Origin of the sequence: Kolteria novifilia, assembly GCA_007748055.1 — a bacterium.
GTDB classification, from domain to species: Bacteria; Planctomycetota; Planctomycetia; order Kolteriales; family Kolteriaceae; genus Kolteria; species Kolteria novifilia.
Map to the genome: position 1 here is coordinate 2,630,171 of CP036279.1, position 17,985 is coordinate 2,648,155.

12 protein-coding genes are annotated in these 17,985 nt (G+C 62.7%); 8 read left to right on the forward strand and 4 right to left on the reverse strand.

Translation table 11 applies throughout. The features are described from left to right. Positions 1-173: 173 nt before the first annotated feature. Positions 174-566, reverse strand: a complete 393-nt coding sequence (locus tag Pan216_RS09750; protein WP_145257809.1) for a hypothetical protein — start codon at positions 564-566, stop codon at positions 174-176. 108 nt (positions 567-674) lie between these two features. On the opposite strand from Pan216_RS09750, the gene pgl reads away from it, so the two are divergent. The 4 genes from pgl (at position 675) to Pan216_RS09770 (ending at position 10,060) form a co-directional block, all read left to right on the forward strand. Continuing rightward, complete coding sequence (gene pgl / locus Pan216_RS09755) at positions 675-1,433, forward strand: 6-phosphogluconolactonase (RefSeq protein ID WP_145257810.1); 759 nt, start codon at positions 675-677, stop codon at positions 1,431-1,433. A 113-nt stretch (positions 1,434-1,546) separates the two neighbouring features. Then, positions 1,547-4,207: an MGH1-like glycoside hydrolase domain-containing protein gene (locus Pan216_RS09760; RefSeq protein WP_145257811.1), complete on the forward strand. Its 2,661-nt coding sequence runs from the start codon at positions 1,547-1,549 to the stop codon at positions 4,205-4,207. A gap of 102 nt (positions 4,208-4,309) precedes the next feature. After that, positions 4,310-6,811 (forward strand): protein kinase domain-containing protein, encoded by a 2,502-nt coding sequence (locus Pan216_RS09765; protein WP_145257812.1) that lies wholly within the window; start codon positions 4,310-4,312, stop codon positions 6,809-6,811. A gap of 285 nt (positions 6,812-7,096) precedes the next feature. Next, positions 7,097-10,060, forward strand: a complete 2,964-nt coding sequence (locus Pan216_RS09770) for a DUF4214 domain-containing protein (RefSeq protein WP_145257813.1) — start codon at positions 7,097-7,099, stop codon at positions 10,058-10,060. Here the strand turns inward: Pan216_RS09770 and Pan216_RS09775 are convergent. After that, positions 10,050-11,243 carry a hypothetical protein gene (locus Pan216_RS09775; RefSeq protein ID WP_145257814.1) on the reverse strand — a complete coding sequence of 398 codons (1,194 nt, stop codon included), beginning with the start codon at positions 11,241-11,243 and terminating at the stop codon, positions 10,050-10,052. The two genes, Pan216_RS09770 and Pan216_RS09775, sit on opposite strands and share 11 nt — an antisense overlap. A 683-nt stretch (positions 11,244-11,926) precedes the next feature. Between Pan216_RS09775 and Pan216_RS09780 the strand changes: the two genes are divergently transcribed. The 3 genes from Pan216_RS09780 to Pan216_RS09790 all read left to right on the forward strand — a co-directional run bounded on the left by Pan216_RS09780 (position 11,927) and on the right by Pan216_RS09790 (position 14,640). Further along, positions 11,927-13,042 (forward strand): HD domain-containing phosphohydrolase, encoded by a 1,116-nt coding sequence (locus Pan216_RS09780; RefSeq protein ID WP_145257815.1) that lies wholly within the window; start codon positions 11,927-11,929, stop codon positions 13,040-13,042. A 118-nt stretch (positions 13,043-13,160) separates the two neighbouring features. Next, positions 13,161-13,925, forward strand: coding sequence for an SDR family NAD(P)-dependent oxidoreductase (locus tag Pan216_RS09785; RefSeq protein WP_145257816.1), 765 nt, complete (start codon positions 13,161-13,163; stop codon positions 13,923-13,925). A gap of 31 nt (positions 13,926-13,956) precedes the next feature. Next, positions 13,957-14,640: a 7-cyano-7-deazaguanine synthase gene (locus Pan216_RS09790; protein WP_419193664.1), complete on the forward strand. Its 684-nt coding sequence runs from the start codon at positions 13,957-13,959 to the stop codon at positions 14,638-14,640. A gap of 173 nt (positions 14,641-14,813) precedes the next feature. Here Pan216_RS09790 and Pan216_RS09795 read toward each other — a convergent pair whose 3' ends face one another. Beyond that, entirely contained in the window at positions 14,814-16,211 is a 1,398-nt protein-coding gene (locus Pan216_RS09795; RefSeq protein WP_145257818.1) for a sulfatase-like hydrolase/transferase, read from the reverse strand. A 184-nt stretch (positions 16,212-16,395) separates the two neighbouring features. Then, positions 16,396-17,076, reverse strand: a complete 681-nt coding sequence (locus tag Pan216_RS09800; protein ID WP_145257819.1) for a 3-keto-disaccharide hydrolase — start codon at positions 17,074-17,076, stop codon at positions 16,396-16,398. Between the two features lie 365 nt (positions 17,077-17,441). On the opposite strand from Pan216_RS09800, the gene Pan216_RS09805 reads away from it, so the two are divergent. Next, positions 17,442-17,984 (forward strand): sigma-70 family RNA polymerase sigma factor, encoded by a 543-nt coding sequence (locus tag Pan216_RS09805; RefSeq protein WP_145257820.1) that lies wholly within the window; start codon positions 17,442-17,444, stop codon positions 17,982-17,984. The last annotated feature ends 1 nt before the right edge of the window (position 17,985 follow it).

The window sequence follows — 17,985 nt, forward strand, 5'->3', positions numbered from 1 at the left end:
GACTGCCAGTGTCCTGATTGGTTAATTCATTGACAAAAAGACTCTTGGGTGCCACGCCCACGCTGGCCGTGGGCATGCGGAACACGCTGGCCGTGGGCATGCGGAACACGCCTATGATTGGGCAATCTTCCGCACGATCTGAGGGCCGAGATTCAATGTAGCGAACGTGCCTATCAGGGGACGAGGAACGCGAGTAGTGACCCAGCCGAGAAAGTGACTCCCAACGCGAGTCCGGCCCAGTGGCTCCAGGGACGCATCGCCACGGGGATTCCCTGTCGTCGGCAACGGCTGTCGTCGGTGAGTTGGCGGTACCCCACGGCCGCCGCGAAGCAGAACGTCGCTGTCGCCCAGAGTCCCGCGACCAAAGCCACTTCCCAAAAGTCGAGTCTTCCCAGCACCACCAACAGCAGCATCATCGCGATTGGCCAGTTGGCCAGCGCAACCGCCTCTCCCGCGTGGAAGCTCGCGCGTCCTCGTTGCTTGACCAAACCGTAGGCGATCAATGGGACGAGCAAGCTCACGATCCACAGGTTGACGTAGATCGGTACGACCAGGGTGTGCAGCACCGACGACTCTCCTCGTTGACAAGGGGCGTTGGTCCCCCATTTATGGTAGAGGGCCACGTCGAGGCCGAGGTGGTCCATGCCGAGAACAGGATGAGGAGCGATCGACCGATGAGCGAACAGCGAGCCCGAATCGAGACCTTCCGCGACGGGGAAGCCGTCGCGCGAGCCGCCGCCGAGGAATTCATTCGACTGGCGGCCCGAGCGATTGCGGAGCGGGGGTTCTTTGCGGTGGCGCTGTCGGGGGGATCGACGCCGAAGCGTCTCTATCAGATCCTCGCCGAGCCGGAGAATCGCGCGCGGGTCGCGTGGGACAAGGTTCATCTCTTCTGGGGCGATGAACGTCCGGTGCCGCCCGACCACGAAGAGTCCAACTACCACATGACCAACGAGGCGCTGCTGTCGACGTTGTCGCTCGCCGCCGATCACGTCCACCGCATGCCCGCCGCTCGCGCCGATCACGACGCGGCGGCGCGCGAGCACCAGGAGGAGATCGCGAACCTCTTCGGCGTCGCGGTCGACGGTCCGCCCCCCTCGTTCGATCTTGTCTTTCTCGGCATGGGGCCGGATGGGCACACAGCGTCGCTCTTTCCCGAGACCGCCGCGCTGGCGGAAACGGAGCGGTGGGTCGTGCCCAATTTCGTTCCCAAGTTCGACGCGACCCGGATGACGATGACGGCTCCGTTGATCAATGCCGCCAAGGAGGTCCTCTTCCTGGTCGTCGGCGAGAGCAAAACCGATCGGTTGGTCGAGGTTCTTGAAGGACCCTCCGATCCCGACCGGCTTCCCTCGCAGCGAATCAAGCCGACAAACGGGGAGCTCGTTTTCTATACCGACGAAGCGGCGGTCGCGAAACTGTCGACCAAGTGACGCCGGGCGCGCCGTGGGAATTTGCTTTCATCGCGCTGTCCGCATCGTGACAATGCCACGATGCGCCCGAGGGCGATATCAGTTGTTTTGCTAGAGGCGAGGGAGGAGCGAGGTTGACCTGGCCGAATACCGCGGAGCATCGGCGGCTCATTGATTCCGAGGGCCGCAAGGCCGACTGGAAGGACTGGGGCCCCTATGTCTCCGAACGAGCTTGGGGAACGGTTCGCGAGGACTACAGCGACGACGGGAACGCTTGGGACTACTTCCCCTTCTCGATGGCCGGGAAACGAGCCTATCGCTGGAACGAGGATGGCCTCGCCGGTGTTTGCAATCGGCTCCAGAATATCTGCATGTCGGTCGCGCTCTGGAACGAGAACGACCCGATCCTCAAGGAGCGGCTCTTCGGTCTCGCCAACGGACAGGGCAACCACGGCGAGGACGTCAAGGAGTACTACTTCTACCTCGACAACACGCCGACCCACTCCTACATGAAGATGCTCTACAAGTATCCTCAGTGCGAGTTCCCCTACGAGCAACTCATCGAGGAGAACGGCCGTCGCGGTCGGGAAGAACCGGAGTACGAGCTCTTTGACGCGCTCAATCACGTCTTCCGCGAGGACCGCTATTTCGACGTCTTCATCGAATACGCCAAGGCGGGCCAGCAGGACATCATCGGACGGGTCACTGTGATCAACCGCGGCCCGGAGGCGGCGCCGATTCACGTGCTTCCCCACGTCTGGTACCGCAACACGTGGTCGTGGGGCTACCGGCCCGAACGGGGCATCTTGCGTCATCTCGGTAAGGGAGTGATCGAGACCGAAGAACGTCACATGGGCAAGCGGTGGTTCTGGGCCGCGGATGAGAGCGGCGTCGCGCCGCCGTTCCTCTTCACCGAGAACGACACCAATGTCGCGGCCGTCTTCGGCGGGGAGAACCCGAGTCCCTACGTGAAGGACGGCATTCAGGAAGCGGTCGTCGGCGGTCGGACCGAGTGCGTCAATCCCGAGCAGTTCGGTTCGAAGTGCGCGGGTCACTTTCACCGCGTCTTGGCGCCCGGGCAAGAGTTCGTCATCAATTTTCGACTCGCCGATACGAACTGGGAGCATCCCTTCTCCCACGCCGATCGCATCGTCCGCGAGCGGGCCAATGAGGCCGACGAGTTTTACCGAGCGACTCACTCCTCGAACCTGAACGAAGATGAGCGACTCGTCCAGCGCCAGGCCTTCGCCGGCCTGCTTTGGAGTAAGCAGTTCTACCACTACGGCGTTGAGCAGTGGATCGAGGGTGACCCCGCCACGCCGCCACCGCCGCGGCACAGAAACAACATCAGAAACGGCGCCTGGAACCACCTCTACTGTCTCGATGTCCTCTCGATGCCGGACAAGTGGGAGTATCCCTGGTTCGCGGCGTGGGACGTCGCGTTCCACATGCTGCCGACGGCGCTCATCGACCCCGAATGGGCCAAGCGGCAGATCATTCTCTTTCTCCGAGAATGGTACATGCACCCGAACGGACAGCTTCCGGCGTACGAGTGGGACTTCAACGACGCCAATCCTCCCGTCCACGCTTGGGCCGCTTGGCGGGTCTACAAGATCGCCAAGAAGGTGACGGGAAAGGCGGACGTCGAGTTCCTCGAAGAGGCGTTTCACAAGCTTCTCTTAAACTTCACCTGGTGGGTCAATCGCAAGGACGCCCAAGGGCAGAACATCTTTCAGGGCGGCTTCCTCGGGCTCGACAATATCGGCGTCTTCGATCGTTCGAAACCGCTGCCCGACGGTACCCAGATCGAGCAGGCCGACGGCACCGCGTGGATGGGGATGTTCTGCTTGAACATGCTCGCGATCGCGCTCGAACTGGCGAGCCATCGCCGCTCGTACGAATCGGTCGCCACGAAGTTCTTCGAGCACTTCGTCTACATCGCCAACGCGATCAACAACACCTGTGGGCAAACGGGCCTTTGGAACGAGCAGGACGGTTTCTACTACGACCATATCCGCCGCGAGGGGGGGGAGGACGTTCCCCTGCGGGTCCGCTCGTTCGTGGGACTGATTCCGCTCTTCGCCGTCGAGACCCTCAAACCGGAAGTCATCGATCGCTTGCCGCATTTTCGTCGCCGGATGGAGTGGTTCATCAAGTACCGCCCCAATCTCGTCCAGCCGCTTCACTCGCTGACGGTCGAAGGGCGAAACGGAAGGCGGCTGCTCTCGATCGTTGACCGCCGGGCGCTGGTCCGAGTGCTCGAGCGAATGCTCGACCCGTCGCGGTTTCTCTCCGAGTTCGGGGTTCGCTCCCTGTCGCGCCAGCACATGCACGAACCGTTTTGCTTCTCCCTCGATGGGCAACAACTGTGCGTCTCGTACGAGCCGGCCGAGTCGAAGAGCGGGCTGTTCGGCGGTAACTCGAACTGGCGGGGACCGATCTGGTTCCCCGTCAACTACTTGATGATCGAGTCGCTCCAGAAGTACCATCACTATTTCGGTGACTCGCTGAAGATCGAGATGCCGCGGTACTCGGACCGGGAAGCGACGCTCGGAGAGGTGGCCAGCGAACTCTCGAGTCGATTGACCAACATCTTCCTGCGCGATGCCGCGACGGGACGACGGGCGGTCTTCGGCGAGAACGAGATCTTTCAGAACGATCCGCACTGGCGCGATCACATTCCCTTCTTCGAGTACTTCCATGGGGAGACCGGCGAAGGCTTGGGAGCTAGCCACCAAACGGGTTGGACGGCCCTCGTCGCCAAACTCCTTCAGCAACGGGCGGCGGAGTCCTGACGCGAGTCGGATCGCGTCGCGGAGCGGAACGTCCTGGATTCTTCGGGTGGCGGTCCTCTCGGACGAGTTCGTCTCGGTGCTGACGTCACGATCGGAGGGGAGATGGAGGACTCTCTGGAGGCACTGAAGATACGCCTCGACAAGAGTCGTCTGATGAGCCTCGCGGAGCTTGAGGAGTTCCTCGAGGCGCTGCCGCCGTCGCGAATGCCGAGCGATGCCGAGGCGTTGGTCCAGCGACTGCTCGAACAGAGCCGTATCACTAACTATCAGCTGCGCCAACTGCTCGCCGGGCACACACGCGGGCTCGTTCTCGGCGACTACGTGATTCTCAATGAGATTGGCGTCGGCGGCATGGGAACGGTTTTCAAGGCTCGGCACCGCCGCATGGACCGAACCGTCGCCCTCAAGGTCCTCAAGCCGGAGGTGGCTCGTTCGCCCGACGCGGTGGAGCGATTCGGCCGGGAAGTGGTGGCCGCGGCGCGCTTGCGCCATCCCAACATCGTTCATGCCTACGACGCCAGCGAGGACGACGGCATCCCCTTTCTGGTGATGGAGTATGTCGACGGCAGCGATCTCGCCGATCGGGTCCTCCGCTTCGGACCGCTTCCCTGCGACATCGCGGTCGACTACGTGTTGCAGGCGACACGGGGGCTAGACTACGCCCACGCGCGACAGATCATCCATCGCGACATCAAGCCGGCGAACTTGCTCGTCAACTCCGACGGCGTCGTCAAGATCCTCGACATGGGGCTCGCCCGCGTCGGCAATGGGGCTCCCGACGGTGAGGAACACGAGGGGCTGGTCGAACGCGGCCTCAGCGGAATGACCCTCCATGGGCGGATGATCGGAACAATCGACTTCGTCGCCCCGGAACAGTTGGTCGATCCGGGGCGAGTCGATCGCGGCTCGGACCTCTACTCCGTTGGGGCGACGCTCTTCTACTTGTTGACGGGGAGGGTCGTCTTCGACCGGCGAACGACGCTCGAGAAGCTCGTCGCCAAGGCGCAGGAGGAGGCGCCGAGCCTGGTCAGTTGTCGACGTGACGTTCCCAAGCCGCTCGACGGCATCGTCAATCGCTTGCTTGAGCGTGATCCCGATCAACGATTCTCGAGTGCCGCCGACTTGGTGGCGGCGCTGACGTCGGTGGTCGATCCCGACGCGCCTCCCTACATTCCCAAGCCTCCGCCGGAGCCGATCACCAAGGACTACTCGCAAGAGTTGCAGGGACTCGCGACGGCGCGCAAGTTCGACTCGGCCGTCGATCATATCCTCGACACCGAACCCGATGCTCGCAAGCGGCGCTCGCCGCGTCGTGCCGCCGTTCGCAATGTCGGCATGCTTCGGCCCGTCGCGGTGGCCGACTTGCCCGTTGGGGGACGTCCCGAATACCCGCTGTTGCAGCGCTCCGGTCGACGTCTGCTGCCGGGGGGCGAGGTGATCACGCTACAGTTGTTGCAGTCGCTCCGCTCGCGCGAGATCGTCAACGCCTGGATGCACGAGAATGATCGTTCCACGCTCGTCGACACCCAACCGCTCGAGACGCTCGGCGAGGTACGCATCAACACGAAGCTCAACATCCATACCAGCGCGAGCAAGAAACTCGACATCGACACCGGTCGCAAGCAGGGGCTCGAGATCGTCAACGCGGGCGTCCCCGTCAAGGCGACGCTTCTCGATCAGGACGGGGCCGACATCGACCAGGGCTTCGCGCGCGATGTCGTCGCCCGCTACACCGACGCGGTGACGATGCTCACCGAATTGATGGCGAGTCTGCTGGCGACGCGGCGCGACACCAAACTCGGCGATCATCACGTCAGCGCCATCGCGGGGCAATTCCTGACGCAGCTTCGAACCGATATCGATGGCGTCTTGGGGTGCCTCCCGCGGGCCCGGGCCAATGACACGATCGAGCGGCACGCGGTTCGGCTCGCGGTGTTGGCGATGGCGCTCGGCATCGAGTTGGGCTACGATGAACGAAATGTCTTGCAGATCGGGTTGGCGGGGCTTCTCTGTGACATCGGCATGCACTGCGTTCCCAGGAATCTTCGCGAAGCGAAGCGGCGGCTGGGAAACGAAGAGTTCGCGCTCGTCGCCCGACACACCATTCACACGGCCGATTGCCTGACGAAGTTGGCGGGACTTCCCAGCGCGACTCACCTCGCGGCCTATCAGGTCCACGAACGTCCCAACGGGGTCGGCTACCCGCGCGGGGTCAGCCTCGAGGGAATTCATCCTTTCGCGAGAATACTCGCGGTGGCGGACGTCTACCTCGCGCTGGTGGCACCGCGTCCCTATCGCCGTGCCTATGTCCCGCATAAGGCGATTGGCTACATGTTGCGGATGACGAGTCACCAACTCTTTGATCCGCTGGTGATTCGCGCCATGCTCCACGTCTTGGGCGTCCCACCGCTGGGTTGCGATGTGATTCTCGACGACGCGCGGGCGGCGACGATCGTTCGTTCGGGCCGAGCTTCGTTCACCCGCCCCTTGGTCACCGTCTTTCAAAATGCCAATGGTCAGGTGCTCGACGAGTCGGAGTTGATCGATCTCGCCTCCGATGAAGGCCGATCCATCGCCATGGTGATCAACGACTCCCGCCCGTAGAGGCCTGGATCGGTGGCTTCATGGCCCAGAGTCTGAGAAGGGCCGATGCCCGCGTTCGCGTGGAAATGCCGTAAGGCTTCGCGCGCGTGGGCATCCGGATAAGACCTGGCAGGGCCGAGTCACCACGTCCAGTTCGCGCACGACTTCCCGTCCCTCGATCGGCGGCGATCGGTCTTCCGACACCATCGCAACGAGATGCAACCGGTGACCCGCGCGATCAACGTGAAGAATTGGTGAAGCCGGAGCGGATGGGAGGGATCTCTACGTATAAAGGAGGATTCCTGGATGTTGTTGAACCAAGACCTCGACGAGACGCTACCCATGTCGATCGATGCACGTTTCCCCTTTCGACCCGCCAACGTGGCTTCCCCCTCGCACCGCCGTGCCGCCCTTCCGATGTTGGAACTGCTCGAGGAACGTGCCGTTCCCGCGACGCTCTTCGTGACCAACGCCGACGATTCCGGCCCGGGAAGTTTGCGGGCACAGGTCGAGGTCGCCAACCAGATGGAGGGAGCCGATGAGATCGTCTTCGCCTCGGAGATTCCCACCCTCCACATTCAGCTCAGCAGTGGCGAACTGGAGATCACCGATCAACTCACGATTAACGGGCTATCCCAACTGAGCAACGTGACGGTCAGCGGCACCAACTCGTCGCGCGTCTTCAACATCGCGATCAGCGACTCGAACCCGATCGCCAGCTACGATGTCACCTTGACGAACCTGACGATCACCAACGGACAGGTCACCGACGCCGGCGCCGATCGATCGGGTGGCGGCGTGCTGGTCCAGAGTGGCAACGTCCTGGTCGACAACGTCACGTTCTCGGCGAATAGCGTCGCCACGGGAGAGAATTTTGGTGGCGGCGCCCTCTACAACGCCGCGGGAACCGTCGCGATCCGGGACTCGACGATCAGCGGCAACAGCGCGCCCTTCGGGGGGGGCATCGGCAACGCCGCGGGCGCGAGCCTGACGATTGACGGCAGCACCATTTCCGGAAACAGCGCCGCTTCCTACGGCGGCGGCGGAATCGCGAACTCGGGCACCCTCAGCATCACCAACTCGTCGGCGATCTCCAGCAACATCGTGAGTTCGTCCCAGAACTTCGGCGGTGGTGGCATCATCAACAGCGGTGGCACGTTGACGATTCAAGACTCGACCGTCACCGGGAACTCCGCGCCGTTCGGCGGTGGCATCGCCAACATCGTCGATCCCGGATCGGGAACGATGAGCTACCTGACAACAACCGGCACCACCTTCGAGAGCAACGTCACCACCGCCTACGGCGGAGGTGGCGTGAGCAGCAACGCCACCGCCCATCTTTCGTCCACCAACTTCTACCGGAACACCGCGGCCGGCAACGGCGGGGCCTTCTTCAACGACGGCGGAACGCTCACGCTCCAGCAGCAGTCGGTCGCGAAGTACAATACCGCGCCCGCCGCGGGGGCCCTCTACAACAGCGGCAGCGGTACCGTCACGATCGACGACGCGACGATCTCGAGCAATTCCGCCAGCAGCTTCGGCGGGGGAGCGATTGTCAGCGCGGGAAGCTTGTCGATCAGCAATAGCTCGCTGGTGAGTAACGGCGCCCCCAATCGCTCGGGGGGAGCGCTCTACAACAGCGACGGAGCGACCACGTCGATCTCCTTTTCGACCCTCGACAACAACAGCGCCCAAGTCGGCGGCGCGATCATCAACAACGGGGGCGCGACCCTGACGATCGAGAACAGCACCCTCTCGAACAACGACTCGACCGACTTCGGAGGCGGCGCCCTGGTCAATTCGGGAACACTGACGGTCCAGAACAGTACCTTCAGCGGCAATCAGGCCGCGAACGTCTACGGCGGGGGAGCGATCTATTTGGCCTCCGGCGCGACCACCTCTCTCTACAACAGCACGATCGGAAGCAACTCGACGCAGGGCGCCGGTGCCGGCATTCTCGCCCAGAACGGCACCGGGGATGTCACGATCGTCAGCAGCATCCTCTCGGGCAACAGCGCCACCGGTGGGGGCGACGATCTCCAAGCCAACGGCGGCACGTTGTCGGTGAGCTACTCGCTCGTCGAGGTGCTTGCCGGCTCCGCGGGAACGGGCATCGTCTCTGGGACCGACGGCAACATCGTCGGCAGTTCGGCCGACTTGGGGATGCTCACGGACAATGGCGGATCGACCCTGACCCAGGAGCCCTCCACGAGCAGCCCCGTCTTGAAGGCCGGCTCGAATCCGCTCGATTTGCTCACCGACCAACGTGGCAGTGGGTTCTCCCGAGGCACGTCGGGCTCGGTCGACATGGGGGCCGTCCAGGTAACCGGCAATGGTGGCATCACCGCTCCTCCGGCCGGGGAAGTGCAGTTCGCCACGCCGACGGACACGGCCCTCACGATCGATCTTGCCGGACACCTCGGGCTGACGACGCTCGATCCGAGTTCGCTGGAGATCTCCTCGGCAACCGCGTCGGGCACGATCTCGATCATTGGCAACGGAGTGGTTCGCTACGTTCCCAACACCGGGTTCGTCGGCTATGACCGCTTCTCGTTCCGCTTCACCGATGGCGAGGGCCGCGAGATCATCCAGGATGAGCAGCGGATTCAGGTGGCTCCGCGGACGAGCCTATTCCCGCAAGCTCTCTACACGATCGCCTTGCGACGCAACCCCGGCCCGAGCAGTCTCGAAACTATCGGATGGCAGCGTCTGCTTGATGAAGGGACCCCGCGGCAAAGCGTCGTGGAAGGGTTCACGCGGTCCTTCGAATTCGACCGCCTCTTCGCCGAGGAGTTGTTCGCGACCTATCTCGGTCGGGTTGGCACCGCCGAGGAGATCGACGGGCTCGCGGCGGCGATCCAGGCGGGGGCTGGAAAGGAAGCCGCGAAGGTGGGGATCTTGGCCTCCGACGAGTTCCGAGCTCGTTTCGGGGGTACCGATCGCGACTGGATCGTGGCGCTATACGGCCAACTGCTTGACCGGGAGGGGAGCGTCCTCGATTCCGAGATCGACGATTGGTTGCGTCTGCTCGCGGAGACCGGCTCGCGAGAAGAGGTTGTTCGGGGATTCCTTCGGAGCCGGGAATATGCGGTCCGCGAGGTCGATCACTTTTACATCCGCTTCCTCGACCGGCAACGCGGCATCGACGAGGGAAGCGAATGGGTCGACCTCGTTCAAGCCGGCAATGTCCGCTCGGTCATCGACGGTCTCTTGTCGAGTGACGAGTTCGTGGCGGAACTGAGCCCGTTGCTGTCCCCGATCACGAATTGACAGCGGGCGGCTCGTTGAGAAGCATGTAGTCGCACCGGGCCGCCTTCTCCTCGAGGATCTCGAGCAGGGCGCGGGCGGCCCCGTTGGCTTCCCTCGGCAGCGGTTCGGGCTTCGACCAGGGAGCGTAGGTTCTCTTTCCCCAATGGTAGCCGCCTTCGCCGTAGTCGACGTCGAAGCAGTAGTGAATGATCGGACAGTCGGTCGTCGCGTCCATCGGCGCTGCACTGAACCGGCTGGGAAGATGGACGAGGCCGCTCTCGGCCGCCGCGATTACGTACCCCCACATCTCCGCCACCCAGCCGGCTAGGTCACGGCTCTCGGGGTCGTTTCTGATCTCCTCGGTCGCCTCCAGCCAACGAGGAAGGATCATCCGGAGATCGTCCGCTTCGATGAGCACGGGGATCACCGCGGGGAACGCGTATTGGCTGCCGGTACGGCAATGCTTCTGAATCAAGCGGCTTCCTCGCTCGTTGGTCGTGTCCATGTAGTGAACGGAATCGGCGCGCGGATAACCGATGCCCGACTGCGACAGGACCGGTCGTAGGAAGATGCAGTCGGGATCGAGGATCAAGATCTGCTCGGCGTCGACGCGATGGTTCGAGAACCACTCAAGCAGGGACGCGGGTTTGTTGTACGCGGCGTAGTCGTCCCCCGTCTCGGGATGAGGGGAGGCGCGATGGGTCGTGACGACTTCGGCGCTAAAGTCATGCGTCGGAGGGGCGGCACCTTCCGTCGCGACGAGGAGCGTCAGGTCCCCCGTCATTCCCGAGCGGAAGAAGCTGTGGGCGAGTAGCTCGGCTTGCCAATACTGGTAGTCGTTGTCCTCGCAGCTCACGACGGTATGGATGCGGTGTCGCGGTTCCGCGCGCGGAATGAAATCCGTTAAGAGGCGACGTACCCGAGGGTTCTTCAGGTCGCGGAGTCCCGGGAACGATAGTCCCTTCGCCAAGCGATAAAGCGCGAGAAACTCCTCCTCCTCCGAGGTCGCCAAGTACTCCTCGACGCGACGCCGAAAGTCCTCGAACTCCGCGACCGCGATCCATCCGCTATCGACGAGCGTCCGTACCAAGCTTCGTTGTCGCGACGAGGCGAACCGGTCGAGGGCGTCGGCGAGCGACGGTTCGTCGAGAAGGCCCCGCTGCACGCAGGAGGCCAGGAAGAATTGGTCACGATAGGGTGTCATTCACTCGAAGCCGGGCTCGCGGAGTTTGTCGGGGAGAAGCTTCCCGAGGGCGATTATGGCGACAGCAACTCTGTTGTCACCCCGCAACTCGCTCAAAATGACGGCTCGGTTTCGTGAGGTCGCCACGGAGGAAGATGGGCATGCTCCCTCGCTCCATCGGGTGATCTTCCCCACACCGGACGGGAAAGATTTGTAGAGGGAAGTACTTCAATCTCCCTTATTTGAAGGCGTCGTTCGAATCTCGGTAGATTCTGACGACGCGTACAATAAGTAACGTGCGAGCCGATCTCTGGCCCCAGGTTGATCGATGTCTCTAGAGTTCGAGGTAGTGGCCGCGAGAGGAAGGGTATTCGCCTGTCAGGTACGATTATGACGGAAAGTTCGGCAATACCGGCGCCGATGGGTCGTGAGGTGCAGGCGTGATGCCCAAGGCGAGGTCCTTCGGCCTTGTCTTCAAGGGTGTCGCGAGGGTACGTTCGGCTTCACGAAATTTTAACGCCACTCGATCCCACGGGCGGGATCCCGGGGGCGATGAAACGGCGAGCCAGCGATCGACTCGGCGACTTGTCACCGCGCGGAACTAGGGACCTCGGGGAAGAGTGAGGCGGTCTCGGATAGCAGGTTGTTGATGGAAGTGGGCCTCATTCAACGTCGCGCTGGTCGCGGCGACTAGGAGATCATCAGTGGCGGCGAGCGAAGCTCTCGCGTGGGACTCCTCGAAAGTCCATTTGCTCATCGTCGACGATGAACCGTTGATCGGACGGTTGATCGCTCGATGGTTGTCGAAGGAGGGCTACGCTTGCCACGTCAGTGGATCGGTCGGGGACGCGAAAGAACTGCTTACTTCCAAGCCCATCAGCCTCGTCATTTGCGATGTCTTCCTTCGCGATGGCGATGGGTTCGAGCTCTTGTCCGAGGCGCGTTGCAAGGATCCCCTGGCCGCCGTCATTCTCGTGACGGGACTCGACGACCGTGAGGTCGGGATCCGGGCGCTGCGCGAGGGCGCTTACGGCTATCTCGCGAAACCCCTCAGTCAGAACGAAGTGCTGATCAACGCGACCAACGCGCTGGAACGCCGTCGCCTGGTCATGGCCAGTAGCCACTACCAACAGCAACTGGAAGTCGAAGTCTCCGCCCGCACCGCCGACCTGGTCCGTCGCGAGGAGGAGATTGTCCTGCGCCTGGTGTCGGCCTCGGAGTGGCGCGACACGGAGACGGGGGATCACCTGCGCCGCATTGGCCTCTACAGCGCTCAGATCGCCGACGCGCTCGGCTGGAGTTCCGAGAGGGTTCGCCAGATCCAACTCGCCGCCACCATGCACGACTTGGGAAAGATCGGGGTCCCGGACTCGATCCTTCGCAAGCCGGGACGCCTGACCCCCGACGAGTTCCTCTGCATGGAAAGGCATACGACGATCGGCGCCGCGATGCTCGATGGCTCCGATCTCTCGCTACTACAGATGGCTCGTGATATCGCACTGAGTCACCACGAACGGATCGATGGCCGCGGCTACCCCCAGGGATTGACGGGAGAGGCGATTCCCGAGGCCGCCAAGATCGTGGCGATCGCCGACGTCTACGACGCGCTTCGCAACGAACGCGTCTACAAACCCGCGATGGACGAGGTGGAAACAATCCGGGTGATGATGTCCGGCCGTGGCGAACACTTCGATCCCCAACTGTTCGACTGCTTTCTCGACCTTCTCTCCGTGTTCCGACGGATCAACGACGAGGTCCGCTCCGATCATGCCAACCAATCGTGGCAGCAGGCCTTTCGAATTCTCGCCGGAAGCGTTTGACTCCCGTCTCCCCGCAACGCGCTTCTCCAAGCTAGCGAGCCAAAGCCAGAGCGAACTCTCGAAACGGAGTCTACAATGAGGCGTTGACACCTCCGAACTCACGACCGAGAGGAACTCGATGAGCGATCGCGACGCTGGTCCCGTGGCGTTGATCACCGGCAGTGGCAGCCTCCGTGTCGGCAACGTCGTCGCGCGTGACTTGGCCGCCCACGGCTACCGAGTCGGTATCCACTACCGAACGTCGGAGGACTCGGCTCGGAAGACGGTGGCCGAGCTCGAAGCCGCCGGCGCGACCGCGAGTTGCTTCGCCGCCGACATCGCCGACGAGGACGACGTTCGGCGAATGGTCGATCGTTGTCATGACATCTTCGGCCGCCTCGATGTTCTCGTCTGCGCCGCGGCACGCTGGTCTCGTAACAAGTTAGAGGAGGTCACCAAGCAACGTCTGCTCGAGGAGTGGGAGACGAATACGGCCGGGACGTTCCTCTGTGCCCGAGAAGTCGGCCTCCGGATGGTCGAGCAAGAGAGTGGTGGATCGATCGTCGCGATTGGCGACTGGGCGATCGGCAGGCCTTACGTGGATCACGTCGCCTATTTTGCCTCGAAGGGAGCGATCCCGACGATGACTCGGACGCTCGCCGTCGAGTTGGCGGAGCGCAATCCGAGGGTGCGAGTCAATGCGGTGATGCCTGGGCCGGTCATGCTCCCCGAGAGCATCGCGGACGACGAGCGAGCGGAAGTGATCAAGGCGACGCTCCTTAAGAGAGAAGGGGCTCCCGAGAACGTCGCCCACGCCGTCCGTTTCCTGATCGAGAATGATTTCGTGACGGGAGTCTGTTTGCCCGTCGATGGTGGACGCTCAATCTATGCGGCAGGCTATTGATAAGAAATGGGCGCGAAGGCCGGTGGCCGTGATGGTCAGCGGTGGCGTGGAGAGTTGCGTTCTCCTGGGCGAACTCGCGTTGTCCTCGCCACGCGTCGTTCCGTTTTACATGCGATTTGGACTCGTCTGGGAGGAGGCCGAACAAGCGGCGCTCGAACGCTATCTCGACCGGCTCCGTCTCCCGAGCATCGACCCCTTGCGGGTTCTGGAGTCGTCGCTGGCCCAGGCCTACGCGGGTCACTGGAGCCTCGACGGTCACGCGATGCCGATCGACGACGCCGACGTCTATCTTCCCGGTCGCAACATGCTGCTGCTCACCCAGCCGGCGATCTGGTGCCATCGTCATGGCATCAGGACGCTCGCGCTCGGGACGTTGGCGGGCAATCCGTTTCTCGACGCCACACCGGCTTTCTTCGAGCAATTGAGTCTGACCGTTAACCTCGCCCTGGGAGCGGAGCTTCGGTTCGAGCGACCCTACGAGCAGTTGACGAAGGAGGAAGTGATCCGCCGCGGCGGCGATTTCCCACTCGAAGAGAGTTTCTCGTGCGTCACGCCGGTGGGAATGCTCCCCTGCGGCAAGTGCAACAAGTGTCAAGAGCGTCGCGACGGGTTCCTGCGCAGCGGTCTCCCCGAACCGACGCACTACGCCACGACTGAGCCGATCCCGCCGAGCAATACCAACCATCGGCGCCCAACGGTCGAGTCGGACGTCTGACAGTCCATTGACGCGATCCAGGACACTTTCCTAACAACCATACCCATCTCTAGGTGCCGGGTGCCATGCCCACATTTGCGTGGGCATGCGCGTGTGCGTGGCCCCGCAAAACACTTCCACTTCTTTCGCCCCACGCGAAGGGATTCCCCGTCAACCAAGACTGTCGGCGAAGGCTACTTCGACGACCTCCCCGGCTGCGGAGTCGCGCTCGACGCGACCGACTTCTCCCAATCGGCCAATGCACGCGTCAGCGACGAGACGACTTCGGGATGCTTCGCGGCGAGGTTGGTCATTTCGGACAGATCGGTGTCGAGGCGAAAGAGGCCCGTCCCCTCGAGGCCAGGGGCGTTCTCGACCAGCTTCCAAGGTCCACGGCGAACCGCGCGTTTGCGACCGTACTTCCAAAAGAGGGTCCGCTTGGGAGCCGGTTCATCGCGCATCAGCACCCCGCTGACGTTCACGCCATCGAGAGGGCGATTCTTCGGTGCCGTGGTCCCGGCAAGGGCCAACATCGTCGGCATGATGTCGAGGCTGAAGACGGTCTCTTCGCAGACCCCTCCCGCCTTGATCGTCGCCGGGGACCACGCCACCGCGGGAACGCGAATGCCACCCTCCCAAAGCGATCCCTTGAAGCCACGCAGCTCGCCGTTGGAGCCATCGCGAGCGGCGCCGTTGTCGGAGAAAAAGAGGACCAGCGTCCGGTCGTCGATCTGGTGTCGTTTGAGGGCCGCGAGGACGTCGCCGACGCCGCGATCCATCTCTTCGATCATCTCGCGGTAGGCCCGCCTCTTGTGGGCGGGAGAGACCCGCTCCTGAACGACCTTGCCCTCGACGCGGAAGGCGGGATCGTTCGGTCCCTGAAACGGCGTGTGGGGAGCCTCGTGGGCGATGTAGAGACAGAAGGGCCCGTCGTGGTTCTTGTCGATGAAGTCGACCGCGTGGCTCGTGATCAGATGGGTCGAGTATCCCGGCTCGTCCTTGAGTTGTGCTTGCCTCCACCAGTCCTTGACCCCGACGCGGTCGAAGTGGGACTGGTAGTCGATATTGCCGCTGACGTAACCTCGGAAGAGGTCGAAACCCTGGTGAGTCGGGTTGTACTTCGGTTCGTACCCGAGGTGCCACTTGCCGCAGAGTCCGGTCGTGTAGCCGACATCGTGGAGGCACTCCGCGAAGGTCACCTCATCGGGCTGCAATCCATGGTGACGATTCTTGTCAAAGCCGGCATTGATGACCCCGTCCACGCCGCAGCGCTGCTGATAGCGTCCGGTCAGAAGGCCGGCACGCGTCGGGCTGCAAACGGGACCGCTGACGTGAAAGTCGGTCAGCCGAAGTCCCTCGGCCGCCAGCGCGTCGAGGTTGGGGGTGGTTCGGTCGGGATTGCCCTGGAAGTGGACGTCGCCGTAGCCCAGGTCGTCGGCGAGGACGATGACGAAGTTGGGACGCGTCGCCACGTCGCGAGCGCTTGCCGGGGCCGACCAGTGGCACAAGCTCGCCCATCCCACGAGGGTCGTCAGCAGAAGCGGGCCGATTCGAGAGGCACTCGAGCGATAACCGAAGGACTGTGGTCGCATGGAGAGACCTCGCGGAAGGGACTATGGGACGTGTTTCGTGACGATCGTGGTGTTGTCGGATGATTGTTGATCGTCACTGGCTGACCGGTAGCCAACGCCCCCCGGACGGCTTGCGGGAGTTCGGAGTAGAGGAGATGGGCGCGGACGCCACGTGGTGGGCATCCGCGCCATGTCGGTGATCGGCTTATTGGCCGTCGCTGTCACCGAGTTCCTTGACGCGGATGTTGCGCCAGGAGACCTCGTAGGGGCCGGTGCCGCGCTTGATGCCGTGAACCTGCAGGCCGATAAAACCTTTGGGGTGGGTGCCGTAGGCCTTCTCGTGCGTGAGATCTTCGACTTGCTCGCCGTTGATCCAGGTCTGGATGCGGGGACCCTTGGCGACGACGCGATACTTGTTCCACTCGTTGTCCTTGAACTTCTTGTGAGCCTTGAGACTGTCCTGCGGCGTCATCCATCCGCCGGCCGCTTCGCCGTAGATGTAACCGGCCTCGCCGCCGTTGTTGCCGCTCGACTCGATCTCGACTTGGGGACCGTTGACGCGACCATAGCCTTCCTTGCCCTCGGGCAACGGCTTGGTCTTGGAGCGGATTTGGACGCCGGAGTTGAGGCCGGGGTCGACCTTCACTTCGAACTCGAGCTCGAAATCGCCGTAGTCCTTGTTCGAGCAGAGGAAGGAGTTGGGGCTACCCTCGTTGGTCTTGCCGACGATGGTGCCATCTTCGACGCGGTAGGTCGCGGTGCCGTTCTTCTGGGTCCAGCCCTCAAGCGTCTTGCCGTCGAAGATCTCAACCCAATCGTCCTCGGCGTGAACGCTCGCGACGCACAACGCGGTGGCGACGAAGGCCATCATGGACACTTTTCTCATGTGGAAGCTCCCCAATTGGAGGTCTGTTTCGGTTACGGTGAAGTTGACGCTCAGCACGCCACGCCAGCGATCACCACGAACTATTCAAGAGTCACAAAAGCCGAATGGACGGACTTTCAAGCTCACTCGGTTGGATCGATCGGCAGGTCTGTTCGCCCCCAGGGTCGCCCGCGTTCGTCACGGACACCCTTTTCCCAAGTGCCCGAGGATAGCGGGCCGTCTCGAGCTTTGCACGCACGAATTGTTGGAATCGGCGGCCGGAAATCCAAGTCGGCTCGTGGAGAAGTCGACAAAAGTTTTTCGTTTTCCGTGTTCACAATCGGCACAAATTCCGCGTTAACCCGTGAACGCAGGATGGAAGCGACATGGCAGAAACCGAGTGGAGCGAATCCGAACGTTTGGATCAGTGCCTCTCCCTCTTCGCGCGGCACCAACGCCGCTTGTCGCTCTTCATCAGTTCGCTGCTCCCGAACCCGGCCGACGCCGACGAGGTCCTCCAAGAGACGAACATCGTGATCTGGAACAAATTCGACCAGTTCGACCCCGATCGCCCGGGAGGCGATTTTCTGGCTTGGGCCTTTCGCATCGCGTCGCTCCAGGTTCGCGACTACAAACGCCGGCGTTCGGCGACGGCGACCTTCAGCCCGTTGGTGCTCGATCAGTTGGCCGCGACGTGGCTCGCCGAACAACCGCTGCTCGAAGCGCGTCGCGAGGCCCTTTCGCTCTGCCTGTCGAAGCTACCCGACGAAGATCGCTCCTTGCTCGAGGACTGCTACGCTCCCGGAAGCAAGGTCGCCCACATCGCGAAGCGATTGAGCCGGACGGCGACAAGCGTCTATCGCTCGCTGCGACGCATTCGCCATGTCTTGGCGGCGTGCATCGATCGTCAACTGGCGGGGGAAAGCTGAT

Excerpts from the sequence above, each read along its gene's own strand:
- pgl (WP_145257810.1), top strand. The coding sequence starts at position 675 with ATGAGCGAACAGCGAGCCCGAATCGAGACCTTCCGCGACGGGGAAGCC.
- Pan216_RS09765 (WP_145257812.1), top strand. The coding sequence starts at position 4,310 with ATGGAGGACTCTCTGGAGGCACTGAAGATACGCCTCGACAAGAGTCGT.
- Pan216_RS09770 (WP_145257813.1), top strand. The coding sequence starts at position 7,097 with ATGTTGTTGAACCAAGACCTCGACGAGACGCTACCCATGTCGATCGAT.
- Pan216_RS09775 (WP_145257814.1), bottom strand. The coding sequence starts at position 11,243 with ATGACACCCTATCGTGACCAATTCTTCCTGGCCTCCTGCGTGCAGCGG.
- Pan216_RS09785 (WP_145257816.1), top strand. The coding sequence starts at position 13,161 with ATGAGCGATCGCGACGCTGGTCCCGTGGCGTTGATCACCGGCAGTGGC.
- Pan216_RS09790 (WP_419193664.1), top strand. The coding sequence starts at position 13,957 with ATGGTCAGCGGTGGCGTGGAGAGTTGCGTTCTCCTGGGCGAACTCGCG.
- Pan216_RS09795 (WP_145257818.1), bottom strand. The coding sequence starts at position 16,211 with ATGCGACCACAGTCCTTCGGTTATCGCTCGAGTGCCTCTCGAATCGGC.
- Pan216_RS09800 (WP_145257819.1), bottom strand. The coding sequence starts at position 17,076 with ATGAGAAAAGTGTCCATGATGGCCTTCGTCGCCACCGCGTTGTGCGTC.
- Pan216_RS09805 (WP_145257820.1), top strand. The coding sequence starts at position 17,442 with ATGGCAGAAACCGAGTGGAGCGAATCCGAACGTTTGGATCAGTGCCTC.